The 16,380-nt window shown below is 66.6% G+C and carries 19 protein-coding genes; 18 read left to right on the top strand and 1 reads right to left on the bottom strand.

The features are described from left to right. The first annotated feature begins 88 nt into the window (after window positions 1–88). Window positions 89–454: a hypothetical protein gene (locus GEU84_RS17215; RefSeq protein WP_152828307.1), complete on the top strand. Its 366-nt coding sequence runs from the start codon at window positions 89–91 to the stop codon at window positions 452–454. Window positions 455–538: 84 nt separating this feature from the next. On the opposite strand, the gene GEU84_RS17220 is transcribed toward GEU84_RS17215, so the two are convergent. Next, window positions 539–736 carry a DUF1127 domain-containing protein gene (locus GEU84_RS17220; RefSeq protein ID WP_152828308.1) on the bottom strand — a complete coding sequence of 66 codons (198 nt, stop codon included), beginning with the start codon at window positions 734–736 and terminating at the stop codon, window positions 539–541. 317 nt (window positions 737–1,053) lie between these two features. Between GEU84_RS17220 and ruvC the strand changes: the two genes are divergently transcribed. The 17 genes from ruvC to GEU84_RS17305 all read left to right on the top strand — a co-directional run bounded on the left by ruvC (window position 1,054) and on the right by GEU84_RS17305 (window position 16,337). Next, window positions 1,054–1,584, top strand: coding sequence for a crossover junction endodeoxyribonuclease RuvC (gene ruvC, locus GEU84_RS17225; RefSeq protein ID WP_152828309.1), 531 nt, complete (start codon window positions 1,054–1,056; stop codon window positions 1,582–1,584). Next, a complete protein-coding gene (gene ruvA / locus GEU84_RS17230) occupies window positions 1,581–2,255 on the top strand; it encodes a Holliday junction branch migration protein RuvA (protein WP_152828310.1) in 675 nt (224 codons plus the stop codon). Before ruvC ends, ruvA begins: the two co-directional genes overlap by 4 nt. Before the next feature lie 72 nt (window positions 2,256–2,327). After that, window positions 2,328–3,245, top strand: coding sequence for a zinc metalloprotease HtpX (htpX, locus tag GEU84_RS17235; RefSeq protein ID WP_152828311.1), 918 nt, complete (start codon window positions 2,328–2,330; stop codon window positions 3,243–3,245). Window positions 3,246–3,305: 60 nt separating this feature from the next. Continuing rightward, window positions 3,306–4,334: a Holliday junction branch migration DNA helicase RuvB gene (ruvB, locus tag GEU84_RS17240; RefSeq protein ID WP_152828312.1), complete on the top strand. Its 1,029-nt coding sequence runs from the start codon at window positions 3,306–3,308 to the stop codon at window positions 4,332–4,334. A gap of 163 nt (window positions 4,335–4,497) precedes the next feature. Continuing rightward, a complete protein-coding gene (locus GEU84_RS17245) occupies window positions 4,498–5,124 on the top strand; it encodes a hypothetical protein (protein WP_152828313.1) in 627 nt (208 codons plus the stop codon). Between the two features lie 117 nt (window positions 5,125–5,241). Beyond that, window positions 5,242–5,574, top strand: coding sequence for a hypothetical protein (locus GEU84_RS17250; protein WP_152828314.1), 333 nt, complete (start codon window positions 5,242–5,244; stop codon window positions 5,572–5,574). A 79-nt stretch (window positions 5,575–5,653) separates the two neighbouring features. Then, entirely contained in the window at window positions 5,654–6,055 is a 402-nt protein-coding gene (ybgC, locus tag GEU84_RS17255) for a tol-pal system-associated acyl-CoA thioesterase (protein WP_152828315.1), read from the top strand. A 170-nt stretch (window positions 6,056–6,225) separates the two neighbouring features. Further along, window positions 6,226–6,921 carry a protein TolQ gene (gene tolQ, locus GEU84_RS17260; RefSeq protein ID WP_152828316.1) on the top strand — a complete coding sequence of 232 codons (696 nt, stop codon included), beginning with the start codon at window positions 6,226–6,228 and terminating at the stop codon, window positions 6,919–6,921. A 1-nt stretch (window position 6,922) separates the two neighbouring features. Beyond that, complete coding sequence (locus GEU84_RS17265; protein WP_152828317.1) at window positions 6,923–7,396, top strand: ExbD/TolR family protein; 474 nt, start codon at window positions 6,923–6,925, stop codon at window positions 7,394–7,396. 6 nt (window positions 7,397–7,402) lie between these two features. Continuing rightward, on the top strand, window positions 7,403–8,770 hold the full coding sequence (locus GEU84_RS17270) for a cell envelope biogenesis protein TolA (RefSeq protein ID WP_152828318.1): 1,368 nt from the start codon (window positions 7,403–7,405) through the stop codon (window positions 8,768–8,770). Window positions 8,771–8,906: 136 nt separating this feature from the next. Further along, window positions 8,907–10,244: a Tol-Pal system beta propeller repeat protein TolB gene (tolB, locus tag GEU84_RS17275; protein ID WP_152828319.1), complete on the top strand. Its 1,338-nt coding sequence runs from the start codon at window positions 8,907–8,909 to the stop codon at window positions 10,242–10,244. Between the two features lie 87 nt (window positions 10,245–10,331). Next, the gene (pal, locus tag GEU84_RS17280; protein ID WP_152828320.1) at window positions 10,332–10,868 is read left to right on the top strand and encodes a peptidoglycan-associated lipoprotein Pal; all 537 of its coding nucleotides are present in this window, start codon (window positions 10,332–10,334) and stop codon (window positions 10,866–10,868) included. Between the two features lie 13 nt (window positions 10,869–10,881). Further along, window positions 10,882–11,688, top strand: a complete 807-nt coding sequence (ybgF, locus tag GEU84_RS17285) for a tol-pal system protein YbgF (RefSeq protein WP_152828385.1) — start codon at window positions 10,882–10,884, stop codon at window positions 11,686–11,688. Next, the gene (gene tilS, locus GEU84_RS17290) at window positions 11,679–12,953 is read left to right on the top strand and encodes a tRNA lysidine(34) synthetase TilS (protein WP_174539954.1); all 1,275 of its coding nucleotides are present in this window, start codon (window positions 11,679–11,681) and stop codon (window positions 12,951–12,953) included. Before ybgF ends, tilS begins: the two co-directional genes overlap by 10 nt. Window positions 12,954–13,028: 75 nt before the next feature. Continuing rightward, a complete protein-coding gene (gene ftsH, locus GEU84_RS17295) occupies window positions 13,029–14,945 on the top strand; it encodes an ATP-dependent zinc metalloprotease FtsH (protein ID WP_174539955.1) in 1,917 nt (638 codons plus the stop codon). Between the two features lie 62 nt (window positions 14,946–15,007). After that, window positions 15,008–15,736: a methyltransferase domain-containing protein gene (locus GEU84_RS17300; protein ID WP_277604976.1), complete on the top strand. Its 729-nt coding sequence runs from the start codon at window positions 15,008–15,010 to the stop codon at window positions 15,734–15,736. A gap of 1 nt (window position 15,737) precedes the next feature. Beyond that, on the top strand, window positions 15,738–16,337 hold the full coding sequence (locus tag GEU84_RS17305) for an MOSC domain-containing protein (protein WP_152828323.1): 600 nt from the start codon (window positions 15,738–15,740) through the stop codon (window positions 16,335–16,337). The last annotated feature ends 43 nt before the right edge of the window (window positions 16,338–16,380 follow it).

Consider the following 16,380-nt stretch of genomic DNA (forward strand, 5'->3'; position numbering starts at 1 on the left):
CAACCGACGGGCAAAATGCCCTAGAATCGCCATTTTTCGGGCGTATCAGCGCCTTTGGCGGGGGCCTTACGCAATCCGGGTGTCGATCATGTCCGATCCCAATCTGCGGGATTTTTACGGGCGCGTGGCGCGTATCGAACAGGCCCATTCTGCCGGCATGGGGTTCGAGGCCGAAGGGGCGCTGGGCCGCTCACATTACCGCCGTCCCGACCGCTCGCGCCGCGGTTTTGTGAAACCGTTGCTGCTTGTGCTGCTGTGCGGGTTCGGCATGAAGGCGACGATCCACTACAAGGTGGGTGCCGCCAGTTATGACGCGCGGGTGACGGCGCTGAAGGCGGGCGAGGGGTTTGACCTTCTGGGTGCCGCGCTGATGCAGGCCGATCCGGTGACGGTGTTTCTGTCAGCTCAGATCGCGCGGGGTGTCGCGGCGCTGGAGCGGCAGGCAGGGGCCTGATGGAGCCTGAAATCAAAAGGCCGCCCCGGTTTCCCGCTGCGGCCCTGATCGGCTGATGTGTTTCGCCCTTTGGGGCGCGACAGGTCAGATGCTGTCGATGTCGCCCCGGCACAGGCCGATGTCGTCCAGTTCGCGGTCCGACAGTTTGCACAGCGCATTGCGCGTCACGCGGGCGTCGTTCCAGGCGGCGAGGGCGGCAAAGGTGCCACCGACGATTTGGACAAAGCGGAAGGTCGAGATCGCGCCGAACGGCGCCGGGCGGGTCGTATTGACGGCGGCCATGGCGGTTATCCTTTTTAAACTGCGTGTTTTTGAAGCGTTCCTGCTTCGTGATTGCCAAATAGGCGTGCTGGGAAAGAATCACAATCCACAGTCGCAGCATGCCCGCCCTGCGGAAAACGCATGCCTCGGTTTCACAAAAATGCCATGATTTCAGGGGTTTTCAGCCGATCACGCGGAATGTGTCGCAATCCGATCGGCGAGTGTCGCCTTTCCTTTGCGGCCGCAGCCTGCAAACCCGCTGTGCGTGATAGGGCGCGGAAAGAAACTGGCGGATGTTCTTGCTTCGTGCTAGTTGTGAAAAAAGAACAGGGGGCAGGATGCGCGTTTTGGGAATTGACCCGGGTTTGCGCAACATGGGTTGGGGCGTGATCGACGTGGCGGGCGCGCGGCTGACCCATGTGGCGAACGGCATCTGCCATTCGGAAACTGGCGATCTGGCCGGGCGGCTGTTGAGCCTGCATGCGCAGTTGACCGCCGTGCTGGCCCGCTTTGCCCCCGATGCGGCAGCGGTGGAGCATACGTTTGTGAACAAGGACGCCGTGGCCACGCTGAAACTGGGGCAGGCGCGGGGCATTGCCCTGCTGGTGCCCGCGCAGGCCGGGCTGACGGTGGGGGAATATGCGCCGAATGCGGTGAAGAAAACCGTGGTGGGCGTGGGCCATGCTGCCAAGGTGCAGGTCGATCACATGGTGCGGCTGCATCTGCCCGGCGTGGTGATAGCCGGGCCGGATGCCGCCGATGCGCTGGCGGTGGCGATCTGCCACGCGCATCATGTGCAATCCTCGGGGCGGCTGGAGGCGGCTGTTGCGCGTGCGGCGGTTTCAAAGGTCGGGGGGGCGCGGCGATGATCGGCAAAATCTCGGGCCGGATCGACTATCGCAGCACCGACCATGTGCTGATCGACGTGCGCGGGGTGGGCTATCTGGTCTATGTGTCCGACCGCACGTTGGCCAGCCTGCCGGGGCCGGGCGAGGCGGCGGCGCTTTATACCGAGCTGATCGTGCGCGAGGATCTGTTGCAGCTGTTCGGCTTTCCCACGCTGCTGGAAAAGGAATGGCACCGCCTGCTGATGACGGTGCAGGGTGTGGGGGCCAAGGCGGCGCTGGCCATTCTGGGTGCCTTGGGGGCCGAGGGCACGGCGCGGGCCATTGCCTTGGGCGATGCCCGGGCGGTGCAGGCCGCACCGGGGGTAGGGCCGAAGATCGCGCAGCGCGTGGTGCTTGAACTGAAATCCAAGGCGCCCGGCGTGATGGCGCTGGGCGGTCGGATGAGCGTGGTGGCCGAAAACGACGATGTGGTGGAGCCTGCCCCCTTGGCGCCCCGCCGCGCCGCGCCCAAAGCCACCCCCGCCACCAATCGCGCGGCCTTTACCGCCGATGCCTTGTCGGCGCTGACCAACCTTGGCTATCAGCCCGGCGATGCGGCGCAGGCCGTGGCGCAGATTGCGGCGGAAACCCCCGAGGCGGATACGGCGACGCTGATCCGCCTGTCGCTGAAACTGCTGGCACCGCGCAACTGACAGCGCGGTGAGCGCCGCTTGCACCACCCGGCCCTGCATCCCATATCGCGCCTGACGGGAATGGAGGCGGCAATGGGTTACATGCGCACGGCAATTCTGATGGCAGCGATGACGGCGCTGTTTCTGGGGCTGGGGATGCTGCTGGGCGGCACGACAGGCGTGGTGATCGCCTTTGCCGTGGCGGCGGCGATGAACGCCTTTGCCTTCTGGAATTCCGACAAGGCCGTGTTGCGCATGCATAATGCGCGGGCGGTGGATGCGCGCAGCGCCCCCGCGCTGGTGGGCATGGTGCGGGATCTGGCGGCGCGGGCGAACATGCCGATGCCTGCCGTTTACATCATCGACACCGACCAGCCCAACGCCTTTGCCACCGGGCGCAACCCGGAAAACGCCGCCGTTGCCGCCACCACCGGCCTGATCGCCCGCCTGACGCCCGAGGAACTGGCCGGTGTGATGGCGCATGAACTGGCGCATATCAAGAACCGCGACACGCTGCTGATGACCATCACCGCCACCTTTGCCGGTGCGATTTCCATGCTCGCGAACTTTGCGCTGTTCTTTGGCGGCGACCGCGACCGGCCCGGCGGCATCATCGGCACGATCGCCCTGATGATTCTGGCCCCGCTGGCGGCGGGTCTGGTGCAGATGGCCATCTCGCGGTCGCGCGAATATGAGGCTGACCGGATCGGGGCCGAGATTTGTGGCCAACCATTGTGGCTGGCCGCGGCTCTGGGCAAGATCGAGGCCTTTGCGCAGCGCATCGACAACCACGCGGCGGAACGCAACCCGGCCACGGCCCATATGTTCATCATCAACCCGCTGCATGCCCATGCGCATGACCGGCTGTTTGCCACGCATCCCAACACCGCCAACCGGATTGCCGCTTTGCAGGCGATGGCGGGGCAGGCGGGGCCGCGCATGACGCAACCGGGGGCCGCACCCTCGCGCATTCCGGCGGTCAGGCGCCGCCGTTCCGGGCCTTGGACCTGATACGCGGCACCTGACACTTCGCCCCTTGCGCGGCGGCGCGCGTTCGGGGATTGTTCCGCCATGACAACCCCTGACCCTACCCTGCGCGCCGAGGCGCTGCCCGAAGATGCGCCCGATCTGGACCGCGCTTTGCGCCCGCAATTCCTGTCGGAATTCGTGGGGCAGGCCGAGGCGCGGGCGAATTTGCGCGTGTTCATCGAATCCGCCAAGATGCGGGGCGAGGCGATGGACCATACGCTGTTCCACGGCCCGCCGGGGCTGGGCAAGACCACGCTGGCGCAGATCATGGCGCGGGAGCTGGGCGTGGGGTTTCGCATGACATCCGGCCCGGTGCTGGCCAAGGCGGGCGATCTGGCGGCGATCCTGACCAATCTGGAACCGCGCGATGTGCTGTTCATCGACGAGATTCACCGCCTGAGCCCCGTTGTGGAAGAGGTGCTTTACCCGGCGCTGGAGGATTTCGCGCTGGATCTGGTGATCGGCGAGGGGCCTGCGGCGCGCACGGTGCGCATTGATCTGCAACCTTTCACGCTGGTGGGCGCCACCACGCGGCTGGGCCTGCTGACCACGCCGTTGCGCGACCGTTTCGGCATCCCGACCCGGCTGGAATTTTACACCGAGGATGAACTTGACCTGATCGTCACGCGGGGCGCGCGGCTGCTGGGCATCCCGTCGGACCCCGAGGGCACGCGCGAGATTGCCCGGCGCGCGCGGGGCACGCCGCGCATCGCGGGGCGCCTGTTGCGCCGCGTGGTCGATTTCGCGCTGGTCGAGGGCGACGGGCGGCTGAGCCGCGCCATCGCCGACCGTGCGCTGACCCGGCTGGGGGTGGACCATCTGGGGCTGGACGGGGCCGACCGGCGCTATCTGACGCTGCTGGCCGAGAATTACGGCGGTGGCCCGGTGGGGGTGGAAACCATCGCCGCCGCTCTGTCGGAAAGCCGCGATGCGGTGGAAGAGGTGATCGAGCCTTTCCTGCTGCAACAGGGCCTGCTGATGCGCACCCCGCGCGGGCGGATGCTGGCGCAAAAGGCCTGGCGGCACCTGGGGCTGGAGGCACCGCGCGGGCAGAACGACCTGTTCGGCTGAGGGGTTTGCACAAAACTCTTCGAAGAATTTGCAAGGATTTTCAATAATCCTTAGGCTCCGCCTGGGGGCATTGCTGCACGCGCAGATCGTGGCGGTTGAGGTTGCGGGAAAAATTTTCTATGCCTCTGGCGGGGATATCATTGCCAAGATGAAAGGGCCGCCCATGACGCCGGACAAGGTTCAGGCGCTGTTTACCCGCAGCGATGGCAGCTATCTGTGCGCGCGCTGGGGGCGGCCCATCGTGCCGGTGATCTTCGGGGTCGAGGATGCCACGCTGTCGGTGTTCAAGGGCGCGATCGAGGCGGTGGTGACGCTGGCCGGGCACCGCATGGCCGAGACCGACCCCGAACTGGGGGCCAATCTGATGGTGTTTTTCTGCCGCGACTGGGCGGAACTGGCGCAGGTGCCGCATCTGGACCGGCTGGTGCCCGATCTTTTCGGGCTGTGCGCGCGGCTGGAGGATGCCGATGCCAACCAATACCGGATTTTCCGGTTTGAGCCTTCGGGGGCGATCCGCGCTGCATTCGTGTTCCTGCGGATGGATGCCCATCTGGCCGCCGTGCCCGCCGAGGCGCTGGCGCTGAGCCAGGCAGTGCAGGTGATCCTGCTGTGGTCGGACCGCGCGTTCACCGATGTCTCGCCGCTGGCGCAGGCGGGGGAAACGCTGATCCTGCGGCCCGAGATTGCCGGGATGATCCGCGCGGCCTATGACCCGGTGTTGCCGCCGGTGGCGCAGGACGCCAGCCATGCGCTGCGACTGGCCGCGCGGTTGGGGCCGGGGCCGCACTAGCCTTCGCACGTTTCTGGCCTTCGTGAAACCGACGTGAACAGGCGCTATCACCTGACGCGAACGACCGCGATCCGCCATCAGCTTGGGACGCGGGGCGATGTGTGCAGAGGGAAGATCATGGCGGGCGACACTTCACTTGGCATGGCGTTGGCTGCAATGGCGCCAGCCGATCACAAGGCCCAGCCTGCGGGTGGCGCCGATCCTGATCACTCCCATGCGGCGGAACACGGAAAGGCGTTGGGCGATGTGCTTGCAGCCCTGCGGGGCAGCGCGCCCAGCGGATCCCGGACAGAACCCCGGATATCCGACTACCTGCTTGGGCCGATGCTGTTTTATGCCGCGCTGACGCCGGATGCCTCTGCCGCCAACATGTTGCCCGGTGTGCAGGGCTGGTGCGACCTGATCCGCGCAGATGCCGCAGGCCGGGCCGCCGAACCCGCCAACAACTGACCGCAGCGGGCGGCAACACGGCTCTTGCAGGGCGGAAAGGCTGGGCTTAGGCAGGCGTCACCTCAGTCGCGGTGCCACCATGACCCACAGCCTGACCCTGCGCGTCTACTACGAAGACACCGATCTGGCGGGCATCGTCTATTACGCCAACTATCTGAAGTTCATCGAGCGGGGCCGCAGCGAATGGTTGCGCCGGCTGGGGTTCGATCAGGCGCGGCTGAAGGCCGATGCGGGGTTGGTCTTTGCCGTGCGGCGGCTGGAGGCGGACTATCTGCGCCCCGCCCGGTTTGACGACCTGCTGGCGGTGGACACCCGGCTTTTGACCCTGACCGGCGCGCGGATCGTTCTGGAGCAATATGTGCGGCGCGGTGATGAGCGGCTTTTTGCCGCGCATGTCACGCTGGCCTGCCTGAATGACGCGGGTGCGCCCGCCCGGATGCCCCCCGCCCTGCGCGCTCTGCTGGCACCGCCCGCCGCCTGAGGCCAGCCCTGCTTGGCCCCGGGCGCGGTAATCCGCCCATTGCGGCAGCAGCAGGGCCGATATGCGGCCATGGATGGCCATGTTGCAGAGTTGTGTTGGCATTCCCCCTAAAAACCGGATAGAATCACCTGTAAGAACGGCCCCAGAACGGCCCAAACAAGAGCAGGCATATGGAAACGGAAACCCTTGCGATGGCGCAGGAGATTGATTTCTCCCTGCTTTCGCTTTTTGCGCGCGCCACCTTGACTGTGCAGGTCGTGATGATCCTGCTGATGGTCATGTCTTTCTGGTCATGGGCGATCATCATTCAGAAGCACATCGCCTTCCGGCTGGCCCGGCGCGAGGCGGCGGTGTTTGATCGTGCCTTCTGGTCGGGCGACCCGCTGGACGAACTGTTTGAAAAGATCGGGCCAGAGCCCTCGGGCGCGTCGCAGAAGATTTTTGCAGCGGGCATGCTGGAATGGCGGCGCAGCCACCGGCAGGATGGCGGGCTGATTGCGGGCGCGCAGGCGCGGATCGACCGCAGCATGGATGTGGCGATCAACAAGGAATCCGAGCGGCTGAACAACGGTCTGTCGTTTCTGGCGACCACCGGTTCCACCGCGCCCTTCATCGGGCTGTTCGGCACGGTCTGGGGCATCAAGCATGCGTTCGAACAGATCGCCATCAGCCAGAACACCAACCTTGCCGTCGTGGCCCCCGGCATTGCCGAGGCGTTGCTGGCCACGGGCATCGGCCTTGTGGCCGCTATCCCGGCGGTGGTGTTCTACAACAAGCTGAACTCTGACTCCGAGCGGATCATCGGCGGGTATGAGGCTTTTGCCGACGAATTCGCCACCATCCTCTCGCGCCAGCTGGACGCCTGAGATGGGGGCCGGGGTCGTCAAGAAATCGGGCGGGGGCGGGCGGCGCGGGCGGCGGCGCGGCCATTCCGCCGCGATGTCGGAAATCAACGTCACGCCTTTTGTGGATGTGATGCTGGTGCTGCTGATCATCTTCATGGTGGCGGCCCCGCTGTTGACCGTGGGCGTGCCGATCCAGTTGCCGGAGACGGCGGCCTCGGCGCTGCCGACCGAGCAGGAAGAACCGCTGACCATCACAATGGTGGCCGATGGCCGCCTGCTGATCCAGAACACCGAGGTGGTGGAAGGCGAGCTTATTCCCAAACTGCGCGCCATCGCGGCGGAACGCACGTCGGACAAGGTGTTTCTGCGGGCTGACGGGGCCATCCCCTATGAGCGTGTGGCGCAGCTGATGGGTGCGCTGAACGCGGGCGGCTTCAACAGCATCGGTCTGGTGACGGATACCGACGGGCCGAGCTTCGGCGGCGACGGCGGCTGAGGCGGCATGAACACGGGCACTCTCCTCTCCGGCATCGGGCATCTTAGCCTGATCCTCTGGGCGCTGTTTGGCGGGCTGTTCCTGCGGCCCAACGATGCGCCCGAGGTGGCGGTGTCCGAGGTTTCGCTGGTCACGTCTGCAGAGTTTGATGCTTTGTCGGGCGCGGCCCCCGCCGTGCCGACGCCATCACCGACGCCTGCCGAAGAGCCCGCCGAAGCGGCGGTAGAGGCCCCCGCCCCGGTGGAGCCAGAGATCGAGGCCCCGGCCCCGGTGGAACCCGCGCCAGAGCCTGAACCCGCGCCAGAACCCGAACCTGCCCCCGCGCCCGAACCTGCCCCCGAACCTGCGCCGGAGCCCGAACCCGCGCCCGTGGTCGAGGAGCCCGCCCCCGCGCCCGAACCAGCCCCCGCGCCCGAAGTGGCCCCGCAGCCCGAGCCCGAGGTTGTGGCCGTGCCAGAGCCGCCCGCGCCCCCCGCTGCGGTGGACCAGCCGGTGCTGGCCCCCAGCGCCAGCGTGCGCCCGCAGCCGCGCCCCGCGCCGCGCGTGGCCCCCGTGCCCGCCGAGGCTCCCGAACCCGATGCGCAGGTGGCCGAACAGCCCACGCCTGCGGTGACACCCGATGCGACGCCCGACACGCCCCCCGAAGTTGTCGAGGAAGAGCGCCCCGAAGCCGCCCCGGAAGAGGCCACGACCGAAGTGGTGACAGAGGCGACCGAAACGGAAGAGGTGGCCTCACTGGCCCCCACATCCTCGACCCGCCCGCGCGCCCGGCCCGCCCGGGCCGCAGCCGCCCCTGAACCGGATGAAGAACCCGCCGAAGACACGCCGCCCGCCGATGATACGGCAGAGGCCGATCGCGCTGCCGCCGAGGCCGAGGCGCGCGCAGAGGCTGAGCGTGCAGAGGCCGAGGCTGAAGCCCGTGCAGAAGCCGAGGCTGCGGCCCGCGCTGAAGCCGAGGCGGATGCACAGGCGCAGGCCGTGGCCGAAGCGGCAGCCGCCGCTGCTGCTGCCGCCGCGGCCGAGGCCGCCAGCACCCCCGCGCCAACCGGCCCGCCGATGACATCGGGCGAAAAGGATGCGCTGCGCGTGGCCGTGCAGGCCTGCTGGAACGTGGGTTCTTTGTCGTCCGAGGCGCTGCGCACCACCGTTACCGTGGCCGTGACCGTGGCGCAGAACGGCATACCCGATGCCAGTTCGGTGCGCATGATCGAATTCGAGGGCGGGACCGAGGCCGCAGCCCGACAGGCTTACGAGGCCGCCCGGCGCGCAATCATCCGCTGCGGGGCCTCGGGCTTTCAGCTGCCGCCCGACAAATATGACCAGTGGCGCAACATCGAAATGGTGTTCAACCCCGAAAGGATGCGTGTGAAGTGACCCGCCGCATCGCCCTCCACAGCCTTTTTCCGGCCCCCGAAACCCGGGGCCGGTCTCGCGCGTTACATAGACGGCCTATACCCGCCATGACCCCCGCCACGCCCAAGTGGCCCTCACCAGAGAGCATGAGGATCCGATGACCCTGTTCCGAACCCTCACCCCCGCGTTTCTGCTGGCCTGCGCCCTGCTGACGGGGCAGGCCGGTCTGGCACAGGCCCAGAACGGCCCGCTGCGCATCGAGATCACCGAAGGCGTGATCGAGCCCTTGCCCTTCGCCGTGCCCGATTTCATCGCCGAAAACGGGGCTGCGGGCGAATATGCCGCCAATATTGCCAGGGTGATCGCATCAGATCTGGCGGGCACCGGGCTGTTCCGCGAAATTCCGGCCTCGGCCCATATCTCCCGCGTCACCAGCTTTGACGCGCCCGTCGCCTATGCCGACTGGAAGGCGATCAACGCGCAGGCGCTGATCACCGGCGCGGTTTCAGCCTCGGGCGACCGGATCGTGGTGAAGTTCCGGCTGTTCGATGTCTATTCCGGTCAGCCGCTGGGCGAGGGGCTGCAATTTGCGGGCACCACGCAAAGCTGGCGGCGCATGGCGCACAAGGTGGCCGATGCCGCCTATTCGCGCATCACTGGCGAAGGCGGCTACTTTGATAGCCGCGTGGTGTTCGTGGCGGAATCCGGGCCGAAGAACCAGCGCGCCAAACGGCTGGCGGTGATGGATTACGATGGCGCCAATGTGCAGTATCTGACCGATTCCGCGTCACTGGTGCTGGCCCCGCGCTTTTCGCCCACCGGCGACCGCATCCTGTTCACCTCCTACCAGTCTGGGTTTCCGCGCATCTATGTGATGGATGTGGCATCCGTGCAGGCGCGGGGGCTGGATGAACAGCCGGGCACCATGACCTTTGCCCCGCGTTTTGCCCCCGACGGGCGCACGGTGGTGTTCAGCCTGGAGCAGGGCGGCAACACCGACATCTACACGCTGGACAGCCAGACCGGAAACCGCCAGCAGCTGACCAATTCCCCCGCCATTGAAACCGCGCCCAGCTTCTCGCCCGATGGCAGCCAGATCGTGTTTGAATCCGACCGTTCCGGCACCCAGCAGATCTATGTCATGCCTGCGGGCGGGGGCGAGCCGCGCCGGATTTCCGGCGGGGCGGGGCGCTATGGCACCCCGGTCTGGTCGCCGCGCGGCGACCTGATCGCCTTCACCAAACAGAACGAGGGCCGCTTTCACATTGGCGTGATGCGCACCGACGGGTCGGAAGAGCGGCTGCTGACCGCCTCGTTCCTGGATGAAGGCCCGACATGGGCACCGAACGGCCGAGTGATCATGTTTACGCGCGAATCCGCAGGCGCAGGCGGGCAACCGGCACTTTATTCGGTGGATATCTCTGGCCGCAACCTGCGGCAGGTCAGCACCAATGGCCCGGCATCCGACCCCGCATGGTCGCCCCTGCTGCCGTAACGCCTTCCGCGCGCCCTGATTTTCAGGGCGGCGCAAACCTGTTATCCTGCGGGCCAACGCGGACCGCGCTTGAAAAGGACGCCATTCATGACCCTTCTTCCCAAAGCCCTGCTTCTTGTCGCGGCCCTTGGCCTTGCAGCCTGCAACAACCCTGACCGTTTCGGCGCGGGCGGTGCCGGGGGGGCCGGTGGCGCAGGTGGCGGTCTGGGCGCAGGCGGGATCGACAGCACCGGCCTTGGCGGCGCGGGCGACCCCACCTCGGTGGCCTATTTCCAGCAGACGCTGGGCGACCGGGTGTTCTTTGCGGTGGACCAGTCAAGCCTTTCCGACACTGCGCGCACCACGTTGCTGGGGCAGGCGCAATGGCTGCAAACCAACAACGATTATGCCATCATCATCGAGGGCCACGCGGATGAGCAGGGCACCCGGGAATACAACCTTGCCCTGGGCGCGCGCCGCGCATCTGCGGTGCAGGATTTCCTGATCTCGCAAGGTGTTGCGGCGGGCCGGATGCGCACCGTCAGCTATGGCAAGGAACGCCCGATCGAAGTCTGTTCCACCGAAGACTGCTATTCGCGCAACCGCCGCGCCGTGACGGTGCTGTCGATGGGCGCGGGGGCCTGACCGGATGACCCTGCTGCGCACGATCTTGCTGCTGCTTGTGCTGCTGCCCGGCGCTGCGCTGGCGCAGGACCGGGCGCAGACCCTGGCCGACATCCGTGCCGAGCTGACGGCGCTGAACGCCGAGTTCAACGCGTTGAAACAAGAGCTTGTGACCACCGGCGCGGCCACCAGTGGCGCAGCCGGCGGTTCGGCCCTGCAACGCATGGACACGATGGAGGCGGCGCTGACCCAGCTTACCGCCAAGACCGAGGCGCTGGAGTTGCGGCTGAACCGCGTGGTCAGCGACGGCACCAACCGGATCGGCGATCTGGAGTTTCGCGTGGTGGAACTGGAGGGCGGCGATCTGGCCGCGGTGGGCCAGACGCCGCCGCTGGGCGGCACCGATGGGGTCATACCCTCGCCCATCACCCCGCCCGCAACGGGTGGCGCGGAGCTTGCCGTTGGTGAACAAGCCGATTTTGACCGGGCCAGGGAGGTGCTCGGTCAAGGTGACTTTCGCACCGCCGCAGACCTCTTTGCGGCCTTTGCTACGACCTACACGGGCGGCCCCCTGACCTATGAGGCGCATTTCCTGCGCGGCGATGCGCTGTCGGCGCTGAATGAAACCGCCGCTGCCGCCCGCGCCTATCTGGAAAGCTTTTCGGGTGCCCCCAGTGGTCCCCGAGCGCCAGAGGCGTTGCTGAAACTGGGGCAGGCTTTGGGCAGGCTTGGCCAGACGCCCGAGGCCTGCGTGACGCTGGCCGAGGTGGGCGTGCGTTTCCCCGGCGACATCAGCGCGACCAACGCGCAGATCGCCATGCAGGGGCTGGCGTGCCAGTAAAGGGCGACTGGCCGCTGGATCAGGGCCGCGATGTGGATCTTTTGCTGGCGGCGCGTGATGCGTTCCCGACGCAAGGGCATGAAACGGTTGCAGTTGCAGTATCGGGCGGTGGAGATTCCATCGCCCTTTTGCATCTGATGCACCGCGCCGCACCCCATGCCGGGTGCAGCGTTTGCGCCATGACCGTCGATCATGGGTTGCGGGCAGAATCGGCGGCCGAGGCGGACGGGGTGGCGCGGTTCTGCGCCACGCTTGGCATCGCGCATCGCACCCTGCGCTGGGATCATGGGGCCATTGCGGGCAACCTGATGGATGAGGCCCGCAAGGCCCGCAAGCGGTTGATGGCCGACTGGGCCGCGGCGCATGGGATTTCGCGCATCGCCCTGGGCCACACGGCGGATGACGCGGCAGAGACTTTCCTGATGGGGCTGGCGCGCGCGTCGGGATTGGACGGTCTGGCGGGCATGCGACACCTTTGGCGCGAGGATGGCGTGCAATGGGTGCGTCCGCTGTTGGGCCACAGCCGGGCAGAATTGCGCAATTACCTGCGCCGCCATGGCATTTCCTGGGTCGATGACCCCACCAATGAGGATGACACCTACACCCGCATCAAGGCGCGCAGGGCACTGGTTGCATTGGCACCGCTGGGGATCACGGTCAAAAGCCTGACACAGACGATGGAAAACCTGTCTCTGGCGCGGCATGCGCTGCGCGACACGCTGCATGCGGCGGTCAGGGCGCATGTGACGGTAAGTGCTGCGGGGGCCGTGGAGATTGGCCGCGCGGCGTTTGACGCCTTGCCGATCGACCTGCAAAGGCGGTTCTTGCAGGCGGCGATCGGGTGGCTGTCGGGTGATGTATACCCGCCACGCAGCGCCAAGCAGGCCACGTTGGTGCTTGCCCTGCGGCAGGGTCGCGATGCCACGCTGAACGGTTGCCGCTTTCGCAGCACATCCGATGCGATCCAGATCCTGCGGGAACCAAAAGCCGTGGCAAGCCTGACCGGCGATACCGTCGCATTGTGGGACAACCGCTGGCGCCTTGACGGCCCGCATGCGCCGGGTCTGGTGGTGCGGGCGCTGGGCACCGACGGCCTTGGCCAGTGCAAGGACTGGCGCCATACCGGCCTCAGCCGCGATGTGCTGCTGGTCACGCCCGGTGTCTGGCAGGGCGAGACGCTGCTGGCCGCCCCGCTGGCCGGGCTTGAAAACGGCTGGAAGGCGCGCATTGTCGCGCCCTTCGCCAGTTTCGTGCTATCGCATTGAACCCGCCGCGCTAATCTCTATGTTGTAGCCAAGGCTGCGGCAGGTCCGCGGCACGGCACCGTAAGGGAGAGATTCGTGGGTAACGCACGAAACATCGCATTCTGGGTTGTCCTGTTCCTGCTGGTTCTGGCGCTTTTCAACCTGTTCAGCGGCGGGCAGACCACCAGCGCCTCGCGCAGCATATCCTATTCCGATTTCATTCAGCGGGTTGATGCGGGCGAAGTCGCCTCTGTCACGCTGGATGGCGAGCGGGTGATGGTGCGCGGCAAGGACGGCAACCAGTTCGTCGCCATCAAACCCGAGGGCGAGGAAATCACTGACCGGCTGATCGCCCAGAACGTCGAGGTGCGGGCCGAAGCGCAGGAGCAATCCGGCTTCTTCTCGCTGATCTCGCTGTGGCTGCCGTTCCTTGTGCTGATCGGCATCTGGATTTTCTTCATGAACCGCATGCAGGGCGGCGGGAAGGGCGGGGCGATGGGCTTTGGCAAGTCGCGCGCCAAACTGTTGACCGAAAAGCATGGCCGCGTAACGTTTGACGACGTGGCAGGCATCGACGAGGCCAAGGAAGAGCTTGAGGAAATTGTTGAATTCCTGCGCAACCCGCAGAAATTCTCGCGCCTTGGCGGCAAGATCCCCAAGGGCGCGCTGCTGGTCGGCCCCCCCGGCACCGGTAAGACATTGCTGGCCCGCGCCATCGCGGGCGAGGCTGGCGTGCCGTTCTTCACGATCTCGGGTTCCGACTTTGTGGAGATGTTCGTAGGTGTGGGCGCATCCCGTGTGCGCGACATGTTTGAACAGGCCAAGAAAAACGCCCCCTGCATCGTGTTCATCGACGAGATTGACGCCGTGGGCCGTGCCCGTGGCGTGGGCATCGGCGGCGGCAATGACGAGCGTGAGCAGACGCTGAACCAATTGCTGGTCGAAATGGACGGGTTCGAGGCGAACGAGGGCGTCATCATCGTGGCGGCCACAAACCGCAAGGATGTGCTTGACCCCGCGCTGCTGCGCCCGGGCCGGTTTGACCGCACGATCCATGTGCCGAACCCCGACATCAAGGGCCGTGAAAAAATCCTTAACGTGCATGCCCGCAAGACCCCGCTGGGGCCGGATGTGGACCTGCGGGTGATCGCGCGCGGCACGCCGGGCTTTTCCGGTGCCGATCTGATGAACCTGGTGAACGAGGCGGCGCTGCTGGCCGCGCGCATCGGGCGACGGTTCGTGGCGATGGTGGATTTCGAAAACGCCAAGGACAAGGTGATGATGGGGGCCGAGCGCCGCTCTATGGTGCTGACCGCCGATCAAAAGGAAAAGACGGCGTATCACGAGGCGGGCCATGCCATCGTCGGCATGAACATGCCGAAATGTGACCCGGTGTATAAAGCCACCATCATCCCGCGTGGGGGTGCCTTGGGCATGGTCGTCAGCCTGCCCGAGATGGACCGGCTGAACATGCACAAGGACGAAGGTAAGCAGAAGATCGCTATGACCATGGCGGGCAAGGCCGCCGAGATCATCAAATATGGTGAGGAAGGCGTGTCCTCCGGCCCCTCGGGCGATATTCAGCAGGCATCGGCGCTGGCGCGGGCCATGGTGATGCGCTGGGGCATGTCGGACGCCGTGGGCAACATCGACTATGCCGAGGCGCATGAAGGCTATACCGGCGGCACCGCAGGCTTTTCGGTGTCGGCGGAAACCAAGACGCTGATCGAGGCCGAGGTCAAGGCGCTGATCGACGAAGGCTATGCCACCGCCTACCGCGTCCTGACCGAAAAGGCTGACGATTTCGAGCGTCTGGCCAAGGGCTTGCTGGAGTATGAGACCCTGACCGGCGATCAGATCCGCCGCGTGGTGGCGGGCGAAAAGCTTGACAGCGATGACGAGGCCGACAAGCCGTCGTCTGGCGGCGGTCTCAGCAGCATCGTGGCTGTGCCCAAGACCAAACCCCGGATCGTGCGGCCCGATGGCGGGCTTGAGCCCGAGCCTTCAGCCTGAGGCGCGTTTTGCACGCTGAACAGAACGACTGGAACCCCGAAACCTATGGCAGGTTTCGGGGTTTGCGTCTGCGCCCCGCGCTGGATTTGCTGGCGCAGGTGGGGCCGCTGCCCGATGGCGATGTGATCGACCTTTGCTGCGGCGATGGTGCGGTTGGCCCGGCGCTGGCGGCGCGCTGGCCTGACCGGCGGCGCGTTGGGCTTGACGCCTCGCCCGCCATGCTGGAACGCGCGGATGAGACCGGGGCCTATGCCGCCCTCGTCGAGGGGGACGCCGCGCTGTGGCACCCCGAAGCCCCGCCCGCGCTGATCTTTTCCAATGCGGCGCTGCACTGGTTGCCCGACCATGCCACGCTGATGCCGCGTCTGGCGGGCTGGCTGGTGCCCGGCGGCATGCTGGCCGTGCAGATGCCGCGTCAGTTCGGCGCGCCTTCGCACCGCTTTCTGCGCGACATCGCGGCGGCGATGTTCCCCGACCGTTTCGATGCCGGGCCGGAAGAGCCGCCGGTGCGGTCTGCCCAGCATTACTGGCAGATGCTGGCCCCGCTGGGCCAGGTGCAGGCCTGGGAAACCGACTATGTGCAATACCTTGGCCCGGCGAGTGATTCCCATCCGGTGCGGCGGTTCACCGAAAGCACCGCGATGCGCCCCTATCTGGAATGCCTGAGTGCGGCCGAGGCCGCCGCCTTTACCGCCGCCTATGACACGGCGCTGTCAGCCGCCTATCCGCTGCTGGCCGACGGTGGCGCGCTGTTTCCCTTTCGCCGCTGCTTCTTTACCCTGATGGTCTGACATGCCCGCAATCATCCCTACTGGCTTTTCCGGCACGATCACCTGGCTTGGCCATGTGCCCGACCGCGACGCTGCGCTGCAATCACAGCCGCAGGATGCGCTGATGGCACGGTTCAGCGGGCCCGAGGGTGAGGCGCATGGCGGGCTCACACGCCCCTCGTGCAGCCGGGTGATGGCGCTTTACCCGCGCGGCACGTTGATTGCCAATGTGCGGCAGTTTTCCGTGCTGTCCGCCGAGGAGCTGGCGGAAACGGCGGCTGAAATGGGGCTGGCGGCGCTGGACCCTGCCTTGCTGGGGGCCTCGCTGGTCATCTCGGGCATCCCCGATTTCAGCCACCTGCCACCCTCCAGCCGGTTGCAGGCCGAAGGTGGCGCGACGCTGGTGGTGGATATGGAAAACCGCCCCTGCACCCTGCCTGCCCGGCCCATCGAGGCGGCGCATCCCGGCCATGGCAAGCGGTTCAAACCGGCAGCCGAGGGGCGGCGCGGCGTGACGGCCTGGGTCGAGGCCGAAGGGATGCTGCGGCTGGGCCAGCGTGTATCGCTGTTCATCCCCGACCAGCCGGTCTGGGCGCATCTGGAGGCCGCCCGGCAGGGCTGACCGGTTTCGTTCGCCGCCCGGTTTTTCATCACTCCCCCGCGAA

Source organism: Fertoeibacter niger (genome assembly GCF_009380135.2).
GTDB lineage: Bacteria > Pseudomonadota > Alphaproteobacteria > Rhodobacterales > Rhodobacteraceae > Fertoeibacter > Fertoeibacter niger.

Bases quoted from the DNA above. Each gene is read 5' to 3' on its own strand.
- GEU84_RS17215 (WP_152828307.1), top strand. From the start codon at position 89: ATGTCCGATCCCAATCTGCGGGATTTTTACGGGCGCGTGGCGCGTATC.
- GEU84_RS17220 (WP_152828308.1), bottom strand. From the start codon at position 736: ATGGCCGCCGTCAATACGACCCGCCCGGCGCCGTTCGGCGCGATCTCG.
- ruvC (WP_152828309.1), top strand. From the start codon at position 1,054: ATGCGCGTTTTGGGAATTGACCCGGGTTTGCGCAACATGGGTTGGGGC.
- ruvA (WP_152828310.1), top strand. From the start codon at position 1,581: ATGATCGGCAAAATCTCGGGCCGGATCGACTATCGCAGCACCGACCAT.
- htpX (WP_152828311.1), top strand. From the start codon at position 2,328: ATGGGTTACATGCGCACGGCAATTCTGATGGCAGCGATGACGGCGCTG.
- ruvB (WP_152828312.1), top strand. From the start codon at position 3,306: ATGACAACCCCTGACCCTACCCTGCGCGCCGAGGCGCTGCCCGAAGAT.
- GEU84_RS17245 (WP_152828313.1), top strand. From the start codon at position 4,498: ATGACGCCGGACAAGGTTCAGGCGCTGTTTACCCGCAGCGATGGCAGC.
- GEU84_RS17250 (WP_152828314.1), top strand. From the start codon at position 5,242: ATGGCGGGCGACACTTCACTTGGCATGGCGTTGGCTGCAATGGCGCCA.
- ybgC (WP_152828315.1), top strand. From the start codon at position 5,654: ATGACCCACAGCCTGACCCTGCGCGTCTACTACGAAGACACCGATCTG.
- tolQ (WP_152828316.1), top strand. From the start codon at position 6,226: ATGGAAACGGAAACCCTTGCGATGGCGCAGGAGATTGATTTCTCCCTG.
- GEU84_RS17265 (WP_152828317.1), top strand. From the start codon at position 6,923: ATGGGGGCCGGGGTCGTCAAGAAATCGGGCGGGGGCGGGCGGCGCGGG.
- GEU84_RS17270 (WP_152828318.1), top strand. From the start codon at position 7,403: ATGAACACGGGCACTCTCCTCTCCGGCATCGGGCATCTTAGCCTGATC.
- tolB (WP_152828319.1), top strand. From the start codon at position 8,907: ATGACCCTGTTCCGAACCCTCACCCCCGCGTTTCTGCTGGCCTGCGCC.
- pal (WP_152828320.1), top strand. From the start codon at position 10,332: ATGACCCTTCTTCCCAAAGCCCTGCTTCTTGTCGCGGCCCTTGGCCTT.
- GEU84_RS17305 (WP_152828323.1), top strand. From the start codon at position 15,738: ATGCCCGCAATCATCCCTACTGGCTTTTCCGGCACGATCACCTGGCTT.